The sequence below is a fragment of the Amphritea pacifica genome (genome assembly GCF_016924145.1).
Lineage (GTDB): Bacteria > Pseudomonadota > Gammaproteobacteria > Pseudomonadales > Balneatricaceae > Amphritea > Amphritea pacifica.
In genome coordinates this window covers 48,626-67,627 of sequence record NZ_JAFFZO010000007.1, presented here as the reverse complement: position 1 = coordinate 67,627, position 19,002 = coordinate 48,626, and the positions used below count along the sequence as shown (strand labels likewise).

At 51.3% G+C, this 19,002-nt stretch carries 21 protein-coding genes; 5 read left to right on the top strand and 16 right to left on the bottom strand.

What is annotated here, in order from left to right; translation table 11 throughout:
- Nucleotides 1–97: 97 nt before the first annotated feature.
- From JW499_RS05125 to JW499_RS05100, 6 genes are all read right to left on the bottom strand, one after another.
- On the bottom strand, nucleotides 98–1,027 hold the full coding sequence (locus JW499_RS05125) for a hypothetical protein (protein ID WP_205209591.1): 930 nt from the start codon (nucleotides 1,025–1,027) through the stop codon (nucleotides 98–100).
- A gap of 212 nt (nucleotides 1,028–1,239) precedes the next feature.
- The gene (locus tag JW499_RS05120) at nucleotides 1,240–2,157 is read right to left on the bottom strand and encodes a glutaminase (RefSeq protein WP_205209590.1); all 918 of its coding nucleotides are present in this window, start codon (nucleotides 2,155–2,157) and stop codon (nucleotides 1,240–1,242) included.
- Between the two features lie 10 nt (nucleotides 2,158–2,167).
- Complete coding sequence (locus JW499_RS05115; RefSeq protein WP_205209589.1) at nucleotides 2,168–3,397, bottom strand: DEAD/DEAH box helicase; 1,230 nt, start codon at nucleotides 3,395–3,397, stop codon at nucleotides 2,168–2,170.
- A 130-nt stretch (nucleotides 3,398–3,527) separates the two neighbouring features.
- A complete protein-coding gene (locus JW499_RS05110; protein ID WP_205209588.1) occupies nucleotides 3,528–4,232 on the bottom strand; it encodes a P-loop NTPase family protein in 705 nt (234 codons plus the stop codon).
- Between the two features lie 128 nt (nucleotides 4,233–4,360).
- Nucleotides 4,361–4,981, bottom strand: a complete 621-nt coding sequence (locus tag JW499_RS05105) for a class I SAM-dependent methyltransferase (RefSeq protein ID WP_205209587.1) — start codon at nucleotides 4,979–4,981, stop codon at nucleotides 4,361–4,363.
- 160 nt (nucleotides 4,982–5,141) lie between these two features.
- A complete protein-coding gene (locus JW499_RS05100; protein WP_232846246.1) occupies nucleotides 5,142–5,828 on the bottom strand; it encodes a Dph6-related ATP pyrophosphatase in 687 nt (228 codons plus the stop codon).
- Between the two features lie 210 nt (nucleotides 5,829–6,038).
- Here JW499_RS05100 and JW499_RS05095 point away from each other — a divergent pair, with 210 nt between their 5' ends.
- The 4 genes from JW499_RS05095 (at nucleotide 6,039) to JW499_RS05080 (ending at nucleotide 8,745) form a co-directional block, all read left to right on the top strand.
- The gene (locus tag JW499_RS05095; protein ID WP_205209586.1) at nucleotides 6,039–6,344 is read left to right on the top strand and encodes an ArsR/SmtB family transcription factor; all 306 of its coding nucleotides are present in this window, start codon (nucleotides 6,039–6,041) and stop codon (nucleotides 6,342–6,344) included.
- A gap of 25 nt (nucleotides 6,345–6,369) precedes the next feature.
- A complete protein-coding gene (locus JW499_RS05090; protein WP_205209585.1) occupies nucleotides 6,370–7,422 on the top strand; it encodes an alkene reductase in 1,053 nt (350 codons plus the stop codon).
- Nucleotides 7,423–7,573: 151 nt separating this feature from the next.
- Complete coding sequence (gene pnuC / locus JW499_RS05085; RefSeq protein ID WP_205209584.1) at nucleotides 7,574–8,233, top strand: nicotinamide riboside transporter PnuC; 660 nt, start codon at nucleotides 7,574–7,576, stop codon at nucleotides 8,231–8,233.
- Nucleotides 8,233–8,745: an AAA family ATPase gene (locus JW499_RS05080; RefSeq protein WP_205209583.1), complete on the top strand. Its 513-nt coding sequence runs from the start codon at nucleotides 8,233–8,235 to the stop codon at nucleotides 8,743–8,745. The genes pnuC and JW499_RS05080 overlap by 1 nt, the downstream gene beginning before the upstream one ends.
- Nucleotides 8,746–8,810: 65 nt before the next feature.
- Here JW499_RS05080 and JW499_RS05075 read toward each other — a convergent pair whose 3' ends face one another.
- The 3 genes from JW499_RS05075 to JW499_RS05065 all read right to left on the bottom strand — a co-directional run bounded on the left by JW499_RS05075 (nucleotide 8,811) and on the right by JW499_RS05065 (nucleotide 11,508).
- Nucleotides 8,811–9,674 (bottom strand): aminotransferase class IV, encoded by an 864-nt coding sequence (locus JW499_RS05075; protein WP_205209582.1) that lies wholly within the window; start codon nucleotides 9,672–9,674, stop codon nucleotides 8,811–8,813.
- A 390-nt stretch (nucleotides 9,675–10,064) separates the two neighbouring features.
- Nucleotides 10,065–10,949 carry a LysR family transcriptional regulator gene (locus JW499_RS05070; protein WP_205209581.1) on the bottom strand — a complete coding sequence of 295 codons (885 nt, stop codon included), beginning with the start codon at nucleotides 10,947–10,949 and terminating at the stop codon, nucleotides 10,065–10,067.
- Between the two features lie 97 nt (nucleotides 10,950–11,046).
- A complete protein-coding gene (locus JW499_RS05065; RefSeq protein ID WP_205209580.1) occupies nucleotides 11,047–11,508 on the bottom strand; it encodes an Lrp/AsnC family transcriptional regulator in 462 nt (153 codons plus the stop codon).
- Nucleotides 11,509–11,647: 139 nt separating this feature from the next.
- Between JW499_RS05065 and JW499_RS05060 the strand changes: the two genes are divergently transcribed.
- Complete coding sequence (locus JW499_RS05060) at nucleotides 11,648–12,697, top strand: PLP-dependent cysteine synthase family protein (protein ID WP_205209579.1); 1,050 nt, start codon at nucleotides 11,648–11,650, stop codon at nucleotides 12,695–12,697.
- A 144-nt stretch (nucleotides 12,698–12,841) separates the two neighbouring features.
- Here the strand turns inward: JW499_RS05060 and JW499_RS05055 are convergent, their stop codons facing one another.
- The 7 genes from JW499_RS05055 to JW499_RS05025 all read right to left on the bottom strand — a co-directional run bounded on the left by JW499_RS05055 (nucleotide 12,842) and on the right by JW499_RS05025 (nucleotide 18,819).
- Nucleotides 12,842–13,696: a DUF4392 domain-containing protein gene (locus tag JW499_RS05055; protein WP_205209578.1), complete on the bottom strand. Its 855-nt coding sequence runs from the start codon at nucleotides 13,694–13,696 to the stop codon at nucleotides 12,842–12,844.
- 84 nt (nucleotides 13,697–13,780) lie between these two features.
- Nucleotides 13,781–14,719 (bottom strand): 5-oxoprolinase subunit C family protein, encoded by a 939-nt coding sequence (locus tag JW499_RS05050; RefSeq protein ID WP_205209577.1) that lies wholly within the window; start codon nucleotides 14,717–14,719, stop codon nucleotides 13,781–13,783.
- On the bottom strand, nucleotides 14,716–15,426 hold the full coding sequence (gene pxpB / locus JW499_RS05045) for a 5-oxoprolinase subunit PxpB (RefSeq protein ID WP_232846245.1): 711 nt from the start codon (nucleotides 15,424–15,426) through the stop codon (nucleotides 14,716–14,718). Before pxpB ends, JW499_RS05050 begins: the two co-directional genes overlap by 4 nt.
- The gene (locus tag JW499_RS05040; protein WP_205209576.1) at nucleotides 15,423–16,157 is read right to left on the bottom strand and encodes a 5-oxoprolinase subunit PxpA; all 735 of its coding nucleotides are present in this window, start codon (nucleotides 16,155–16,157) and stop codon (nucleotides 15,423–15,425) included. Before JW499_RS05040 ends, pxpB begins: the two co-directional genes overlap by 4 nt.
- A 14-nt stretch (nucleotides 16,158–16,171) precedes the next feature.
- A complete protein-coding gene (locus tag JW499_RS05035; RefSeq protein WP_205209575.1) occupies nucleotides 16,172–16,960 on the bottom strand; it encodes a putative hydro-lyase in 789 nt (262 codons plus the stop codon).
- A gap of 297 nt (nucleotides 16,961–17,257) precedes the next feature.
- Entirely contained in the window at nucleotides 17,258–17,449 is a 192-nt protein-coding gene (locus tag JW499_RS05030; RefSeq protein WP_091353445.1) for a hypothetical protein, read from the bottom strand.
- Between the two features lie 182 nt (nucleotides 17,450–17,631).
- Nucleotides 17,632–18,819 (bottom strand): EAL and HDOD domain-containing protein, encoded by a 1,188-nt coding sequence (locus JW499_RS05025; protein ID WP_205209574.1) that lies wholly within the window; start codon nucleotides 18,817–18,819, stop codon nucleotides 17,632–17,634.
- Nucleotides 18,820–19,002: the final 183 nt, after the last annotated feature.

Here is a 19,002-nt window from a genome sequence, read left to right as displayed (position 1 = left end):
ATGTCATCTCTGTGAGGCAGCAGTTTACCAAAATGCCTGAAAATCACATGGAAAACCTGCCTTTTTAAGGTCTCTCATATAGTGTGTCAGATGTTTTTTATTCGGCTGTTTTCGCTAACTTTTCTAACAGTTCAGATCTGTCGATCAGTTGCTGGAAGCGTTCTTTTTTATCGGTCAGTACAACATAGTTCGCATCTGTAAGACGCAATATGGCGCGTACTTTTGTTTGCGTATTATATTCAGGGGAATCAATGAGGGATGTTGTTGAGAGTCCCGATGCGAGTAACTCTTCAACCATCTGGCCATTTAGCCAGCGTGACCGTTCCCATATTTGAACCGGTTCCCCGAAAGAAACCCACTCATTTTCTGATTCTGGTGGGGGATATGCTGATTGCTGTATCTCCTCAATGTATTTTCGTATTAAATCAGATAGCTGCCAGGAGTTTGATACTGCAAGTTCAGCCAGTTCAAAAGGCTGTGTTGAGGTTTTAGGATCAGGAGCGATGTCGGCATATACTTTGATGAAAGCTGATTCAAACCAGGGGTAATGCTTTGCAAGTGATGTGAATATGCCCGAAGGAGTTGCTGTGCCAACCAGGCATCTGCTAATTCCATCCCGGGTTTCAACAAAGACAAAAGACTTTAAGTGACTCACTCTCCCAAGAATCAGGGCAAAAATGTATAAACGGGAGGAGAGCCATTTGTCGCCTTCACCAAGGTCAATGATGGCATAATCGGCATCTTGTGTTGCTGCCAGTTGTTTAAACAGTTCGTGTGATGCGCTGTCAAAAAGCTTTGTTGGAGTGAGCTGTCTTACATCAAAAGCTGCAACCGAACTGGATCTCATTTCAGGCAGAGCGGACAGCTCAATAGCATAGTCACCATAGGATAGCTTAGTGATCCGTTTACCTATCTGCTCAACTAATGTGGAGAGCGGTTTTTGCATGGCGAATAATGATATTCCAACAACCAAAGGCCATGCGATCGCATTTAAAATATCAGCTATTGCTTTCCAGTCGATAGCCATACTTCACCTCTTTATTTTCATTCCCTGTATTGTGAAATTTTTGCGCAATAGTGCATTCAAGGATCGAATAATGGAATTGCAGTTGATAGGCTTCAGTGGTTTGCGCATTATTGCAAACAACCGTTTTAAATTAGTGTAGTTATCAACTGCAATTCTGTGAAATATGCACCGTAAGTAGTGTCTTAACACTGTCAATAATTTCGATAGGAGTGCTAGCCAAAAATAGACCAGCCGGTATGCTGTACCAGCTTCTCCAGCGCTTCGGTGCCCAGTTTACTGTTGCCAACCTCATCCAGGCCCGGTGACCATACCGCGATCGATGCCTTGCCCGGCGCTATCGCCAAAATACCGCCGCCAACACCACTCTTGCCGGGCAGACCGACCCGGAAGGCGAATTCGCCTGAGCCATCATAGTGACCGCACATCAGCATCAACGAGTTAATTCGGCGGGCGCGCAGGGCCGAGATCACCCGGGTTCCGGACACCGGGTTGCGGCCATTATCGACCAGAAACAGTCCTGAGCGGGCCAGCTGCTCTGTATTCATCGCAATGGAGCAGTGGTGGAAATAGGTGCCTAAAACCCAATCGACCGGGTTCTTCATCCGCCCGAATGACGCCATAAAGTGAGCCAGAGAGGCATTCCGATCACCGGTGACCAGTTCTGACTGCGCTACTTTTTCATCGATGCCGATACTGTCATCATCCGCAATAAAGCGAACAAATTGCAGAATCTCGCCCAGTGTTTCTTTTGGCTGGTGACCCTTCAGAATGGCATCGGCGATGGCAATTGCACCGGCATTGATAAATGGGTTACGGGGTTTACCGTTTTCATGTTCCAGCTGCACGATGGAATTAAACGGATCGCCTGAGGGTTCACGTCCAACCCGGGACCATACCGCGTCACCGAGTTTGCCCAGAGCAATCGTCAGGGTAAATACTTTGGAGATACTCTGTATCGAGAACAGCCGGTCGCTGTGTCCCGAACTGAATACCCGTCCGTCTGCCAGCGCCACGGTAATGGCGAACTGGTTGGGATCAATACAGGCCAGTTGCGGAATATAATCCGCTACCTTACCGCGCTCTTTACTCGCGCCGATTGTGGCGACGATCTCATCTAGAATATCTTGCACCGTTATACTCCTATCGACGCCGTGAACGTCCCGCGGGTTTGACGCGGCCAGTTCGACTTTGTCCTCTCCGATTACTGCTTTTCTTCTTCGACGGGGAGAAATCCTGATCCAGATCGGGTTCATATCCGGGTAACCACTGTTGCATCAGCGGAGTGTCGAGAATTTTATGGACTTCATCAAGCAACCACGTTTCATCGGCACTTAATAATGTGATTGCCAAGCCCGTTTCACCTGCCCGTCCTGTGCGTCCTATGCGGTGGATATAATCTTCAGCGTTATGCGGCAGCTCATAGTTGATCACATATTTCAGTTGTTGAATATCTAAACCACGGGACGCGACATCGGTGGCCACCAACACCCGGATGGTGCCATTTTTAAACCCTTCAAGCGCCCGTTCTCGCGCTCCCTGAGACTTATCGCCATGTATCGCCTCGGTTTTTAAACCGTCTTTACACATCTCTTTCGCCAGGTCATCGGCGCCCTGTTTTGTGCGGGTAAACACCAGCACCTGTTGCCAGTTATTGGCACCGATAAGGTAAGAGGTGATCTCACGCTTACGCTGTTTATCCACCTCATAGGCGATCTGTTTGACCTGGCTGGCGGCGGTATTGCGCTCATCTACCTCGATCAGGATCGGGTTGTTCAGCAGCTGTTGGCTGAGTTTGAATATGGCATCATCAAAGGTAGCGGAAAACAGCAGTGTCTGGCGGCTATCCGGTACTGAGCGCAAAATCCGTTTGATATCATCGATAAAGCCCATATCCAGCATCCGGTCGGCTTCATCCAGCACAAAGAACGCCAGTTGGCTCAGATCGATTGCCTCGCGGGAGAGCAGATCAATCAGCCGGCCTGGCGTTGCCACCAGTATATCAACCCCCTGTTCGATAGCTTCCAGCTGAGGGTTGATGCTGACACCGCCATAGGCGATCACAGTGCGCAGTGGCAGATATTGACCGTAGCGCCTGAAGCTCTGTCCCACCTGCTGCGCCAGTTCCCGGGTAGGTGTCAGAATCAGCGCTTTAACCGCCGGTGCAGGTGTATTCCTGTCTCCCAGTGTGTGCAGAATGGGCAGTGCGAACGCGGCGGTTTTCCCGGTGCCGGTCTGCGCACCCGCCATCAGATCCTGATGTTTTAAAACAGCCGGAATCGCTTCCTGTTGAATCGGGGTGGGCTGATGATAGCCTTTTTCTTCGATGGCCTGCAGCAGAGCGGGGTGTAAACCAAATGATGCGAAACTCATGACCTGTGCCTTAACATTTTAACAGGCGCGAGTTTAGCAGATCGGGTATCGATTTGCGGCTGAAAAATAGGGCAGTGTATAAAGCTGGAAATAAACGGGCCAGAATGGGGTCACACTGGCCAGTTAGCAGTTACAGATAGCTGAGCAGAACCCCCAGGGTTTGGTGAACCTTATTCACCCAGACTTTGCTACGTTGCCGTTCCATAATGCCGAGGTGCTCGACTTCGCTGTCTTTCAGGTTCGCTGCTGCCCAGAAACTCAATCCAAGTTTTTCAATCTTCTGCATGGTGGAGGTGTGCAGAGCGGGGATATAGAACTGATAGAGCGGCATGCTTTCCCGGTCTGAGTTTTGCAGTTGAGGCAGCGCTTCAATATTGGAGAAGTCGCTGCCGCGGCCCTGATTCTTAGCGACCAGAACGGTAAACTGATCATTGTATTTAGTGAGAAAATTATCCAGCAGCTTGACCGAATCAGGCCCGCTGTCGACGGCATACCAGTATGCCAGCTTGATACCCATCTCTTCACACATCTCGATGACACCGTTTTCCTCAATCCAGCGGTCGAGGAAACGCTCACTTTGTGCCGGCAGGTCGATCAGAATATTGCAATCGTTCTCTAACGCCAGCTCCATGATCTGGTCGATACTTTCAAAGTGATCCAGGTTGATGGGGCGGGTATAGTCCAGGTAGTAGCGACTCAGCGTTGGGTGGGACTGATCTGCATCCAGGCCAGTATAGGGCATGGCGTTATCCAGAAAATATTGTGATAGCAGGCGCGACAGTACCGATTTGCCAACCCCACCTTTTTCGCCACCGACAAAGTGAATCATGCTCATGAATTGTTTACCTGTTAATGATCGTTTGTGAAAACCTGCAGTATAAAATGCGCTAATGAAAAAGGTATTTCAACCTATTGTATCGAGAGTAGTTTTTTTTCTGCTAAAAATGTTGATGTTGCACTAAATCAGGGCGTACAGGCTGCCTTACCCGGTTTCTGGACAATAAAGTACGCATGCAATTCGGGGTGCTGGTCAAACTCCAGGTGGCGGCAGATACAACCTGAGGCGTCAATCACTTTCAGAAAACCGGGAATGCCTAGTGTGGAGTAATACACTTCAGGCCCCATAAATCTATCGGTGTGTTCGTCAGGCGTATTGGTGCCACCACAGGAAAAAATACACACGCCTCCGGGGTTAAGGCCATTAAACAGTTTGCTCAGGAGCGCTTCCTGTTGCTCAAGAGGAACGTGCCAGATGCTGTCCCAGGCGGTGATAAAATCATAGCTTTGCGGCAGCACCCACTGACAGATATCCTGATGGTGAAAGCGGATCTGCGGATGGCGTTGTCGGGCCAGCCTGATCATCTCATCTGAGATATCCACGCCTTCAATTGCGAAGCCTTTTTCCAGCAGCAGATCGATGAATCTACCGGTACAGCCGCAACCCACATCTAACGCTGTTCGCTGCTGTTGTGTGAAGGCAATCGCCCGCTCATGCTGGGCAATACCATTTGTACGGTTGAACTTATCGCTTTGCCACAGATGAGTGATGCCGTTGTAAGCCTGGCCAATCTCTTTGGGAGACATGTTTTCCTCCATGAAACAGAGTGTTAATGATAGCTATAAGAGTGATGATTGAGTTGATCGCTGAAGAAAATGGTTTTTTCCACACGCGCGCTCCTGCAGATTCTGTCAGGGTTAATATGGACTATTTTTACTGGTATTTATACTCCGGTTGTTTCACCCGTTAACCGCCCTGGCGGTTTGGTTTAACGGGCAAAAAGTCAGCAAAGATAAAGTTATCACGGGTAACAATTTCTCCGATGCTGATCTCTATTTTGCTGCGGAACATCGGCCCATCAAAGACAAAACTATGAAACTCACCATTCTCGCCACAGGGATCAACCGAATCCGGTAGTTCATCAATCAAGGTCTGATCATACTCTCTACCGGCCAGGTCAGTTGGTGCCTGTGCCGGATCAACGCAGGTAATCACTGTTTTCAGCCCACCCTTCAGCATCTCTCTGGATAACTGGTCGGTGGGAATTTGCCATAGTGGGAAGAGCGGCGTAATACCGGTTCCTGCCAGATTTTTCTCTCGATAGGCCCGAATATCTTCAAGATAAAGGTCACCAAAGGCCATACAGTCGATGCCATCGTTTTGCAGTCGCCGTACAAAGCGACCCATGATTTCTGCATAGTCTTCGTTGCTACAAGGATTGGGCAGTTCAATGATCTCCAGCGGTAAACCGATACTTCTGGCCTGGGCTTTGAGTAACTCTACCCGTACACCATGCATCGCAACACGATCGAATTCCTTGTTAATGGTACAAACCAGACCTTTCAGTTCGATGTCCGGATCCTTTTGTAGCTGATACAGCGCCCACGCGCTGTCTTTTCCGCTGCTCCAGGACACCAGTGTTTTTTTCTTCATATATAGGCACTTATTTATAGGCGCTTATTTATAGGCACTTTGGGGTGGAATTCTTATTACTATGCTAACAAACTCTGCCATTATTCTCCCGGTGTAAATGACAGAGGGCGAGTAAGTGTTGCAGGATAATCGTTGTATATTGGACGAGAACGAACTATATTTCGTTATATCGCGATATAGAGATATATAAATGCTGAATTAAGGAGTGCTATGAGCTCTGCTGAACTTGATGAGATGATCAAGGCCCTGTCGCATCCGGTGCGTCGGGATATTTTGCACTGGCTGAAACAACCGGAGCTGTTTTTTGCCGATCAGCAGCACCCACTGAGCTTTGGAGTCTGTGCCGGTATGATCGATCAGAAGGCCGGCTTGTCTCAGTCTACGATTTCAGCCCATCTGGCAACCCTGCAACGTGCTGGTTTTATCAGCAGCAAGAAAGTAGGGCAGTGGAATTTTTTCACGCGCAATGAAGCGGTGATTCAGCAATTTCTCACACGTCTGCACGAGCAACTATAAGCGCAAGCATTAACAGGAGGTACCGATGCCAACCCTATTTGATTCTCTGACCCTGGGTGATCTGACCCTGAAAAACCGTATTGTCATGGCACCCTTAACCCGTTGCCGGGCTGATGAAGGCCGGGTGCCAAACGCGCTGATGGCAGAATATTATGCTCAGCGAAGCAGTGCTGGTCTGATTCTGGCTGAAGCAACCTCCGTCACGCCGATGGGTGTCGGTTATCCTGATACTCCCGGTATCTGGTCTGAGCCACAGGTAGAAGGCTGGAAACAGGTAACCGATGCGGTACATCAGGCGGGAGGTCTGATCTTTCTGCAGTTATGGCATGTCGGCCGTATCTCTGATCCTGTGTATCTGAACGGTGAACTGCCCGTTGCTCCCAGTGCAGTAAGACCCGAAGGCAATGTTAGCCTGGTGCGCCCCCCAAAAGTGTATGTTGAGCCCCGGGCACTGACTCTGGATGAGATCAAAGAGATTGTCGAAGCCTTTCGTCAGGGCGCGGCTAATGCCAGGGCAGCAGGTTTCGATGGTGTACATATTCACGGTGCCAACGGCTATCTGCTGGACCAGTTTCTGCAGGATAAAACGAATCTGCGGAATGATGAGTATGGCGGCTCGCTGGAAAACCGTGCCCGTCTGATGCTGGAAGTGACCGACGCCTGTATCGATGTCTGGGGTAAAGATCGGGTTGCTGTACATCTGGCACCCCGGATGGATGCCCACGATATGGGCGACTCGAATCCACGGGAGACCTTTGGTTATGTCGCCTCTGAACTGGGTAAGCGAGGTATCGCATTTATCTCAACGCGCGAGCTGGAGGGGGACGACAGTCTGACGCCCTATTTAAAGCGGTTGTTTGGTGGCCCGGTGATCGCGAATGAGAAGTTCACCAAAGCGCAGGCGAATCAGTGGCTGGCGGAAGGTAAAGCGGATGCTGTGGCATTTGGGATTCCCTTTATTGCTAACCCTGATCTGCCAACACGACTGCAACAGGATGCTGAACTGAATCCACCGCGTTTCGAACTGTTCTACGGTCCGGGGGCTGAGGGTTATACCGATTATCCCGCGCTTGGCTAACAGGTCAGTCGTAGTGAAAACGCCTGCTATGTGCAGGCGTTTTGCTGTCAGGCGGGTAACTGACTGTCCTATTGTGCCCCGACCTGGGGTATAGTGTGCTCCGGTAAAAATAGTGTCACTTTCTGTCTCATGGAAAATATGAAACAGCGTTATGGAAAATAATATTCTGGCTTCAATCCAGTGGTTGCAACTGTTTGGCAGTACTCCCCTGGAGATTATTGCCACCGTCAGTGCCATCCTTGGGGTGATTCTGATTGCCCGGCAAAACATTCTCGGCTGGCCGCTGGGTATCCTCTGGGCGTCTATCTCCGCCTGGCTGGCGATAACCGAATGGCAACTGCTGTCTGATGGCATCCTCTATCTTTCCTATATTCCGATTCAGCTGTACTGCTGGATGGTGTGGATCAAACGAGGGGCTGCAGTAGAGCAGGGAGCGTTTGTGCCGCAATGGTTGTCGCAGAGACAGCAACAGTTACTGGTTGTTATCGTTACACTTGCTATTCTCGGGTGGGGACTGGGTATCTCTCTGTTAGCTGAAAAGGTTAGCTGGATACCCCAGCCTTCGCTGTTATGGCTGGATTCAGTGACCACCGTGTTAAGTTTTTTTGCTCAGTTTCTTCAGGCCCGTAAACGGATGGAGAACTGGGTCGGCTGGTGCATTGTCAATGTGCTGGGTATCTACATCTACTGGATTAAAGCAGCGCCGATCTATTCATTCCAATACGCCATCTTTCTGGGACTGGGGATCTATGGCTGGATTCAATGGCACAGGTCGCAGCGGTTAGCGCTTGCTGTCGCTGGAAATAGTTAGTGCGGATTGTGATAACGGGGGCGGAGTCGTCCGCTAAAAGCACGCTGACTGAACATCTGGCCAGACTGTTGAATCTGCCCTTTGCCCTTGAGTATGCTCGTTATTATCTTGAGCAGCATGGGCCGGAGTATGATCTTGAGTTGCTGAGCCGTTTGAGTGTGATGCATCGGCAATATCAGCAGCGTGAAGTGAGTTGTGCAGCTCCGCTGGGGATTTTTGATACGGATCTGATCAATTATAAGATCTGGGCTGAAGAGGTGTTTGGTTGCTGTCCCCCGATTATCAGTGCCGGGATCGCTCAGGAGTCATCCCATGTGTATCTGGTATGTAAACCTGATCTTCCCTGGGAACCTGATCCCCTGCGGCAAAACCCGGATGACCGGGAGCGGCTCTATGAGCGTCATCTGTTGGAGATTCAGCGGCTCAATCGCCCTTTTGAAATAGTCGAAGGCTGGGGCGCACAGCGGCTGGTCAGTGCGGAAGCGGCTGTCAGGCGTCTTATCGGGCAGTAAACTACTCGCTTTAAGGCATAAAAAACGCACCGGTTGGGTGCGTTTTTAAGCGTTGTCTGACTGAATCAGAAATCAAACTTAGATGCAGTGTAAATCTGGAACGCTTTTTCCCAGATTTCGCCAACTTCGCCGTTGCCGACAGGCTTGCCATCCAGTTTAGTCACCGGCGCAATCTCTTTCGAAGAGGAGGTGATCCACAGTTCATCTGCGTTGCGCACTTCATCCATGGTTACGGTACGCTCTTCAATTTTCAGAGAGCCGTCCGCTTTGATGCTGTCGATGATGATGCGACGGGTGATACCTGGCAGGATCTGGTTGTCCTGAATCGGTGTGATGATGACGCCATCCTTTACGATGAAAGCGTTGCAGGAGCTGCCTTCAGTTAACTCGCCTTTGGCATTGTACAGCAGCGCTTCGTCGTTGCCGGTAGAGTAACCTTCCTGAAAGTGGATAACGTTACCCAGCAGGGCGGTCGACTTGATGTGACAACGCTGCCAGCGCAGATCTTCAGTTGAGATCATGCTGTACTGATGCACCCTGGTACGATCAACCGGTTCAGGGTCTTTGATAGCAAAGGTAAAGCAGAAAATTGTCGGCTCTACACCTTCCGGATAAGCGTGGTAACGCTTAGTGTCTGTGCCACGGGAAACGTGAACGTAGACCCCCAGATTTTCGCCCTGATCGCTGTTTTTGGCAATCAGATCGTCCAGCAGGGTTTTCCACTCGTCTGCTGTGTGGTTGTTTTTGATTTCAATGGCAGCCAGACCATTGATCATACGGTTGATATGAGGCATCAGACCTACAGATTTACCGTTGTAGTATGGAATAACTTCGTAGATACCGTCACCAAACAGGAAGCCGCGATCCAGTGGGGAGATGCGGGCTTCTTCTAGTGGCAGGTATTCGCCATTCAGGTAAGCAATGCTCATATTAACCTTCCTTAAACGTATTATGGACTCTGCCGACAAGCTGTCACAGGTGATACACCAAAGACAGTATAGTTGTATTGCGAGGGTCCGAATTAATTAACACGGGGGGCTGCAAAAAAAATCCTCAATCGATCTGAGGGCAGTTCCCGGGTCATGAGATTGTGCCGTTAACCAGGCCGGGCTTATGGCTATGGGCTGATAATTTACGACAATCTTACTTTTTGAGTTGATCGCAGTTTCTTAGAAAAGTGGAATAGTTGCAATAGCTGGAAAAAGATAAGAATAATAATCTGATATTGTATAAATTTCAGGGTTTAATATTGATATTTTTATATTTTTAGCTATAAATCCTGTGGTTGTTATGGGGTGGGTTGCCCGTCCATTCAGCGCTTATGTCCGTCTGATAATGATTTCCCGGCCACTTTTGGCCAATAGCTGGGGCAGAATTCTGTCATCATCCAGTCGCCAACAGGCGCAAAATGCCAGTTCCGGCGGTTGCGGACCGGGGCTGAATATTGTCAGTCGTCCCTGCTGCAGATGAGTACGGAGCACCGGTTCGGGCAGCAGTGCTACGCCTGCCCCTTCAAGCGTGAGAGTCAGCAGGTTTGCCACCGAACTACAGGTATGAAATACCGGTGTTTCCTCCAGCGGCCGGAACAGTTGCTGAAGGTAATCCCAGGGGCGGGTGTCCCGGGGAAAACTGAGGATCGGGGAGCGTCCCAGCTCGGCGATGCTATTGACCGGGTTATCAGTCAGCCTCTGAGGGGTTGCAACCCAGTGCTGAGGATAGCTGCACAGCGGCTCTGTCACCAGTTCTGGCAGGTTGCTGTGCCCCGCAACCATCAACGCCAGATCGAGTTCGTGCTCCTGTAGCTGACGCATCAGCGTCAGCGTGACATCGCTGATCAGCTCGAATGACATCAGCGGATGTTGTTGTTGCCAGTGCTGCAAAAGGGGGGCCAGATAGAGGTGTGCCAGCGTGTCTGTGATACCGATCCGCAGGGTACCCTTCTGCGGGTTTTCATCGGAGATCTGCTGTTTCATCTCCTGACTGATTGCCAGAAGTTTCTCCGCGTAAGGCAGAAGCTGAACGCCCCGGGCGGAGAGCCGGGTGCCACTCTTATCCCGGATAAACAGCTGTGCTCCCAGTTCCTCTTCCAGGGCATGGATTCGGGCTGAGATCGCAGGCTGAGTGGCATGCAACTGCTGGGCTGCGGCATGAAAACTCCCCAGGCGGGCTACTTTGACAAAGGTGTTAAGGTTTCTCAGGCGCATAGTTGCAGGGCTCAGCAGATATTGGTGTCACTATATAGGAGCTGCGTTTTACATAGAAGTCTGGATTTTGTTGCAGGCTTCGATAGTGCTTCACCGGTTAGCAGTTGGACAGTGGCAGTCGGGTGGAAAATTTGATCTCTTCCATCGCAAAACTCGAGGTAACATCGGTCAGGCCATCGACTTCACTGATCAGCTTTTTATAGAAACGGTCGAAGGATTCGATATCCCGGGTCGCTACCCGCAGCAGATAGTCCCACTCGCCAGCCATCCGGTAGCACTCCATCACTTCATCGAACCGGCTTATTGAGTGCGCAAAACGCGTTAACCACTGCTCTTCATGTTGCTGGGTTTTTATATGGACAAATACGGAGACCCCTGCGCCTACTTTGGCGCTGTCGAGCAGGGCCACCCGGGCTTTGATGACGCCGTTCTCTTCCAGGCGTTTGATGCGCTTCCAGCAGGGGGTTGTCGAAAGGTTAACCCGTTCAGCTATTTCCGCTACCGGCAGGGTAATATCCTGTTGTAGCAGATTGAGAATCTTCTTATCTATCGAATCCATGGAAAAATTATCTTATTTTTTTAGATTATAGATAAAATTATTCTATAAATTCTCTTTTTTATCCAGCAGAAAGCAAAAAATATCTCTGCCTGCATACGTATACTGTCTCCATTAATTGTTGATTAAAAGAGAGGCTTTCATGAGTGTCTGGACCGAACAGGCAGTGGCAAGAATTCAGGCTGATGCACAGCGCTCAGCCGACACCCATCTGATTAAACTGGAGCTCCCCGCACTGGCGGGGATCGATCTCTACCTGAAAGATGAAAGCAGTCATCCTACCGGAAGTCTCAAACATCGGTTGGCCCGCTCCCTGTTTCTCTATGCATTATGTAATGGTCAGATCAACCAGGGAACGACTGTGATTGAGGCATCATCTGGCAGTACTGCGGTGTCGGAGGCGTATTTCGCCCGTATGATCGGTGTACCCTTTGTGGCGGTTATGCCCCGCAAAACGGCCAAAGCAAAAATCAGACAGGTTGAGTTCTATGGTGGCCGGTGCCACTTTGTCGATTGTCCCACGCAGATGCATGAAGCGGCGGTAGTGCTTGCAGCTGAGTGCAATGGCCATTTTATGGATCAGTTCCGTTTTGCTGAGCGGGCCACCGACTGGCGAGGCAACAGTAATATAGCCGAGAGTATCTTCCGGCAGATGAAACTGGAATCACATCCGGTACCGGCAGCGATTGTGATGAGTGCCGGTACCGGTGGTACCACCGCCACCCTGGGGCGCTATATTCGCTATAAGGGGTTGAACACCACGCTGGTTGCGGTAGATCCCGAAAATTCGGTTTTCTATGATGTCTGGCAGACCGGTGATCGCAGCCTGGAGATAAAGCAGGGAAGCCGTATCGAAGGGATCGGTCGCCCCCGGGCAGAGGAGTCATTTCAACCAACGGTGATTGACCGGATGATGCGGGTCCCTGATGGCGCATCGGTCGCGGCGATGCTCTGGCTGGAACAGCACTGTGGTCGCAGAGCGGGAGCGTCTACTGGCACCAATCTCTGGGGCATGCTGACGCTGGCGGCGGAGATGCATCAGCGGGGAGAGCAGGGGTCGCTGGTCACCCTGATCTGTGATGGTGGCGAGCGCTATCTCGATAGTTACTATGATCCGCTATGGGTAGCAGAAACGCTGGGCGATATCTCTGGGTATCAGTTACAGCTGAAAGGGGTGTTAGGGGGGAGATAGATCAGGCTTGAAATACAGTTTGGTCTATCGCGTCTGGACACCGCTCCTGCGAAAAAGTCTATATTGTAGGAGCCCCTTCCAGGGGCGATAACCAGAATCGCGGCTGGAAGCCGCTCCTACAGTCCAGGCGGCGTTTTTAAAAAGTTAGTCTGTATAGCCGATCAGCGCCCTGAGTCCGGCGATTACACTGTCGCCCTCTTCCAGCGGCAGGCCATCTTCGGTCAGTTGGTTGATGCGGGTGACACCATCGACACTGCCCAGTTTTGACAGATATTCAATGATCGCCAGCGGATCAATTTCACCCAGCAGGTCACGGCCGCTCCACAGGCTGAAGAAGGTGATCAGACCGTAGGCACCCCAGTTGGACACATCGGCGATCAGAAGCTCATCAACACGGGTCGCTGCCGGAGTGATATCCAGTCCCTTAATCGCTTCGGTGATGTTGCCCATGCCGATCTCGTTGCCACCATCGCCAATACCGATGGTTGGGCATTTTGCATTGTTAACAAAGGTGTCGAAGCAGGCTGTACGGGCGCTGATGCTTTCACCGCGCATATTGTAGTAACCACCATCTTCAGCCTGTCCCGGACGTTCAATCGACAGCACCGCATCAGGGTTGTAGTTATACAGCGCCTTGAACGCTTCAAGGGTGCGTTCCTGGTGCTCGCCGACGCGGATCTCGTGGACACGATATCTTTCCATCAGCGCCTGAGAGACCGGCGGACCGCAGACAATGACCGGCGTAGCGCCGAGTTTTTCCAGCGCATCGTATAGTGCAATGGCCCCCAGGGGGCCATCGGTTTCAAAGGTATCCACCACCGGGAATCCGGTGCCGATCAGGACATGCCCTTTACACTTATAGAGGGTGCGTGCTGCCCGCAGATAGTAGCCGCTGGAAAGTGCTGGCTGGACGGTTTTCATGCCACGCAGGTTACGTGCAACCAGCAGGTCTTCTACCTGCTTGCTCAGAACTGTTTCATTGATCGAATGTTGTGACATCGAGTGCTCTCTCTGTTTCGATTCTGTACGTTATCCGGCGTGTTACTGTGACCGGAGATAAAATGCGACCGTTCTCGACCGGAATTAATCAACGGGTTCCGGCTCGGTATTGTTAAACCGTATATGGGCCAGGCAGTGCAGGTTATGGGCATCATCGATGCTGATCTCATCGAATGATATCCGTGAGCCGGGGAGCATCTGGGCCATACGGGCGGTATCCAGCGCGATCATTGAGCCAATCTTAGGATAACCGCCAATGGTCTGGCGATCATTCAGCAGTACGATTGGCTGGCCATCGGCGGGGATCTGTATCGCACCGTGGCAGATACCTTCCGATAGAATACCGTCAAGCGAGGGCTTTACTTCAGGCCCCGCCAGTCGGTAACCCATACGGTCAGCCCGATCGGTGACTTTGTATTCACTGCTGAAGAACAGCCGTTTCTGATAGTCGCTGAAGGCCTGTTGCTGATAGCCGGGAATAACCCGCAGAGTTACATTATCGCTGTAGTCCGGGCGGTGTGTTTCAGGCAGGCGATAACCTTTGTGCTGTACAGGGGGGGTGCAGTTCAGGTAGTCGCCCTGCTTTAGTTTCTCTCCGGTGAAGCCGCCGATCCCCTCCCGGGTGACGGTCGCGCTGCTGGAAAAACTATGCTCGACCTGAAAGCCGCCGCTGACGGCCAGATAAGCGCGGGCTCCCTGGGCTGAAAAACCAACTTCGATCTTGTCCCCGGCTTTAATCCGGTGGGCATGCCAGCGATCCTGCTCAACACCGTTTATCTTCAGGGGCATCTGCGCGCCTGCCAGAACGATCTGTGCATCGGTTTCTGCCAGCAGTACCAGGCCTCCAAAACTGATCTCAAGCGCTGTGGTGTTCACTGGATTATCAACCAGGCGGTTGGCCCATTTGAATGCCAGTGCATCCAGAGGACCACCCGTGGTCAGGCCGATACGGTGATGGCCAAAGCGTCCGGCATCCTGAATCAGAGTCATCAGGCCGGGCTGTACTACTTTAAAACCGCTCATCTGATCTCTCCCAATTCACCGCCCTGGGCGAAAAACTCTTCCCGGCTGATCGGATTAAACCGCACCCGGTCACCCACCTGTACCGGCATGGTTGGCTCCGCTTTTGGATCAAACATCCGGGTGGGGCACAGGCCGATAAGATTCCAGCCGCCCGGGGATACTGCCGGATAAACCGCTGTCTGACGATCAGCTATAGCGATGGCTCCCCGCGGTACTTTGGTTCGGGGTGTTGCCAGCCGGGGCGCAGCAATACGAGCATCCACTTCGCCAAGGTAGGCAAAACCGGGGGCAAAACCGATCGCGTATACCCGGTATTCCATCTCGCTGTGAATTTTAATGACCTCCTCTATGCTGAGGTCTGCCCGCTGCGCCAGTGCTTCAAGGTCAGGGCCTGATTCGGTGCTGTAATAGGCGGGTAAAATAACTAAGTTGCCTTCGCTGCCTTCATTGTCGTCCAGCTTGCTCAGTACTTCACGAATGCAGCGGCGTACCTCCAGATGGTCGGTCGCCAGCTGATCGTAGATCACCAGCAGGGAGGCGTAAGAGGGCACCATATCGATCAGTTTGCCATTAAGCTCCGTTTCGAGAATGGTCACTGCCTGTTGCACCTGAGAGGAAACCCGGGGATCGGTTTTGTCACCGAAGTAGATGATCAGGGCGTTTTCCCCGGCAATTTCAACCCGAATGTTGTTTGTTTCGGTATTCATTGGCTGATCAACCTGCGAATTTCCTGGATGGCGTTGACCCCGTCCATATTATCGCCATGGACACACAGTGTATCGGCTTGCAAGGTCAGGGTGTGGCCGCTAACTGTGGTAACTGTGCCCTGTTCCTGCAGCTGTTTAACCTGAGCGAGCATTTTCTCTTTACTATGCACTGCACCGGGCTTTGATCGGGCCAGCAGTTTGCCATCATCGTCATAACAGCGATCAGCAAAGATCTCAAACCAGAGTTCAAGGCCGATACTGTCGGCTTCCTGCTGATGTTGCGCTGACTGGGGGGTGCTTTGCAGCATCAGCACCAGTGGGCGGTGATAGTCAGACACTGCCTGCATAATGGTAGCGCGGACAGCCGCGTCGGCCATCATATCGTTGTACATTGCGCCATGGGGTTTGACGTAGGTCAGCGTAAGCCCCTGAGTCTGAGCCATGCCATCAATAGCAGCGATCTGATAATGCACCATCGCTTTGAGTTCGTCGGATGAAGCTTTGAGGCTGCGACGGCCAAAGCCAACCAGATCAGGATAACCCGGATGGGCACCGATGGTGACATTGTTCTGTTTTGCCAGAGTCAGGGTTTTTTGCAGCACTAGTGGGTCGCCCGCATGAAAACCACAGGCGATATTAGCCTGATCGATATGCGGCATCACCGCTTCATCCAAACCCATTTTCCACGAGCCGAAGCTTTCACCCAGGTCACAGTTAAGACGTAAAGACATATTCAGTGCTCCTTTTACAGCACAGCCAGTCGGCTGTTAGGCAGATCGGTGATCAGCATGTGGCCGGGACTGTGGGTGATACAGAACTCGGGTTTAGCCTGTTCAATCGCGACCTGAGGTGTTACACCGCAGGCCCAGAATACCGGCAGTTCTCCCGCTTTAATGGTGACGGCATCACCAAAGTCAGGGCTATTGATATCGCGGATGCCGATCTGAGAAGGATCACCCAGATGCAGTGGTGCACCGTGAACTGACGGGAAGCGGGTGCAGATCTGAACGGCACGGATCGCATCGGCAGCCTTCATCGGGCGCATGCTGACTACTGTGGTGCCACTGAAACGGCCGGCACTTTTACACTCAATATTGGTGCGGTACATCGGCACATTGACACCTTCGGTGATATTGCGTACTTCCAGTCCGTCAGCGAGCAGCGCTTCTTCAAAAGAGAAAGAGCAGCCCAGTACAAAGGTGACCAGATCATCGCGCCAGTAGGGCTTGAGGTCGGCAACTTCCTCGGTGAGGACTCCGTCTTTGTAAATACGGTATTTGGGAACATCGCTACGGATATCGATATCCTGTCCCAGATCGGGCAGCATGAACTCGCCAGGCTGGCTGGACATACCAACGATAGGACAGGGCTTGGGGTTTTTTTGGCAGAACTGCAGAAAATCATTCGCCCACGCTTTCGGCATGATAGCCAGGTTTCCCTGAACGAAACCCTGACCATATCCGGATGTATTGCCGGTAAACTCACCGCTGCGAATCTGCTGGCGGATCTCAAAAGGTGTCATCTCTTTGTTCATCGGTTAAGCCTTAGTCTGCGGGCCGCAATGCGGCGATCTTGTAATCTTTCTACAGCCTGGTTCCTGTGGAATACCAGGTGGAAAGGAGTAACCTGGCCATGCAAGATGTCAGGTGATTTATCTGTTCTGCACGGTAATAGCTTAGACCCTACAGGAGAAAACGGGCATCCATGACAGACGATGGTACCGGAGAATGTGCCGGATGGCAGGGGTTAGAGAGGCTGCCCAGGATCACTGGCCAGCCCATTAACTGATCTATCTGCAGATGCTGAAATATCAGTTAAAAAACCAGCTGGCTTACTGTGAAGCCAGCCATTGTTCAACCTGCGCTTTGCTGCGGCCGAAAAAAACGACACGCGCTGTAGCACTCAGGGCACCGTTATAGCCGATATTGCGACGGTAGACCCACCAGCTATCAGCGGCCTTCTCAATGATTGCGTCAACGTGACGGAGTTGCTGAAACTGGTCCAGCGGAATCATTGTGCTCATGGTCTTGGTTGTGCTCCTGATAGAATCATCACTATTGTCAAAGTAAGTAGCATTGTGGCGTTACGCTGATGAGCTGTCTAATGAATAATCCCTTACATATCTGATAACTTTTATTTATCAGGCCGGAAACTGACTGCTGCCAATGAGGGGAGTTGTCGGGGAGGATCTGAGAACGTCTGAGCCTAGGTTATTTTTTCCATGGTCTCACGAACCCAGTTGAGGCTGTCTGTGTAGGCATTGTTCAGTTGCGGGCCAGAGTAAAGGTCGGGTAATGAATGCCACTCGCCCAGAATAAAACTGTCGACAGTGGTTAGCAGATTACCGTACTCCCCGTCACCATACTGAATCGCTTTGTGGATCACGTCACTCAGAGGAACCTGCTGCAGAATTTCCTCTCTGGGGGTGTCCAGCAGCGCATCCAGTCCGGCAAATATCCCCATCATAAATGCACTGGAGCCGGAGAGAGCAGGATTGTTTTCGGCCAGCAGTTCACACATTCTCGCCCGTATCAGCGTATGTCGGGTGAGTTCGTCGGGTTTAGTCATCTCTCCGGAAAAGGCGATCAGGGCGCACCAGCGCTTTATCTCCTGCACTCCCAGTATGACAACCGCCTCGTCAAGACTTTCTATCTTCCTGACCAGATTGAATAGTGGAGAGTTGACGATGCGGATGATCTTAAAGGTCAGTTGAGGGTCTTTTTTGACAATCTGTCCTATCTCTGCGGGCGTCACGGCGGGCTCTGCTAACAGGGACATCAGCTCCATCATCACAATCTCGCTGGAGCTCAGCTTACGCCCTTCAACCACTTGTGGCCGACACAGGAAATATCCCTGAAACAGTTTAAATCCCAGCCCTTTGCAACGCTTAAAAGCCTCCATCGTTTCGATCTTTTCAGCTAGCAGAGTGACGTTATAGGGTTTGAGCAGCTCAATATGCTGTATCAGTTGCTGATCACTCAGTTGTAACAGATCCAGCTTGACCAGATGCACCATCTCAAGAATCGGATCATATTCAGGGCTATAGATAAAATCATCCAGCGCCATGCGGTACCCCGCATCGATAAATCGCTGGATACCTGCGATCAGGGTTTCATCGACGGTCATCCCTTCGAGGATCTCAAGCACGACATGTTTGCGGGAAATTGCCGGAATATGGCTCGATGTCAGCATCTCCCGGGTCAGGTTGATAAAAGCTGGCAGTGCTGTCAGTTTGCCCGCCTTGCAGATGCTGGTGAAATTGTTGAGTAATACCTGGGAGGTCGCACTGTTGCCGTCGGTAATAATCGAATGTTGTTGGTTGTCTTTGTCCCGATACAACAGCTCATAGGCAACAACATTGAGATTTGCATCGAATATGGGCTGGCGGGCCATTAAAATATCCTGAGGCATTGCTCCCCCTAAAGTCGCCGTGTCAGCCTTTGATATCCCCTTATCTGCATAGCAAGGGTCCTGATGTTCTGTCGCTCAGTATAGTCCTTTTGTGTCGGAAGATTGCCCTCTCTATCACCAGATTGGGTTTTAATCCCGATCTTTCCGGGTCGCCCGGTTGCTGTT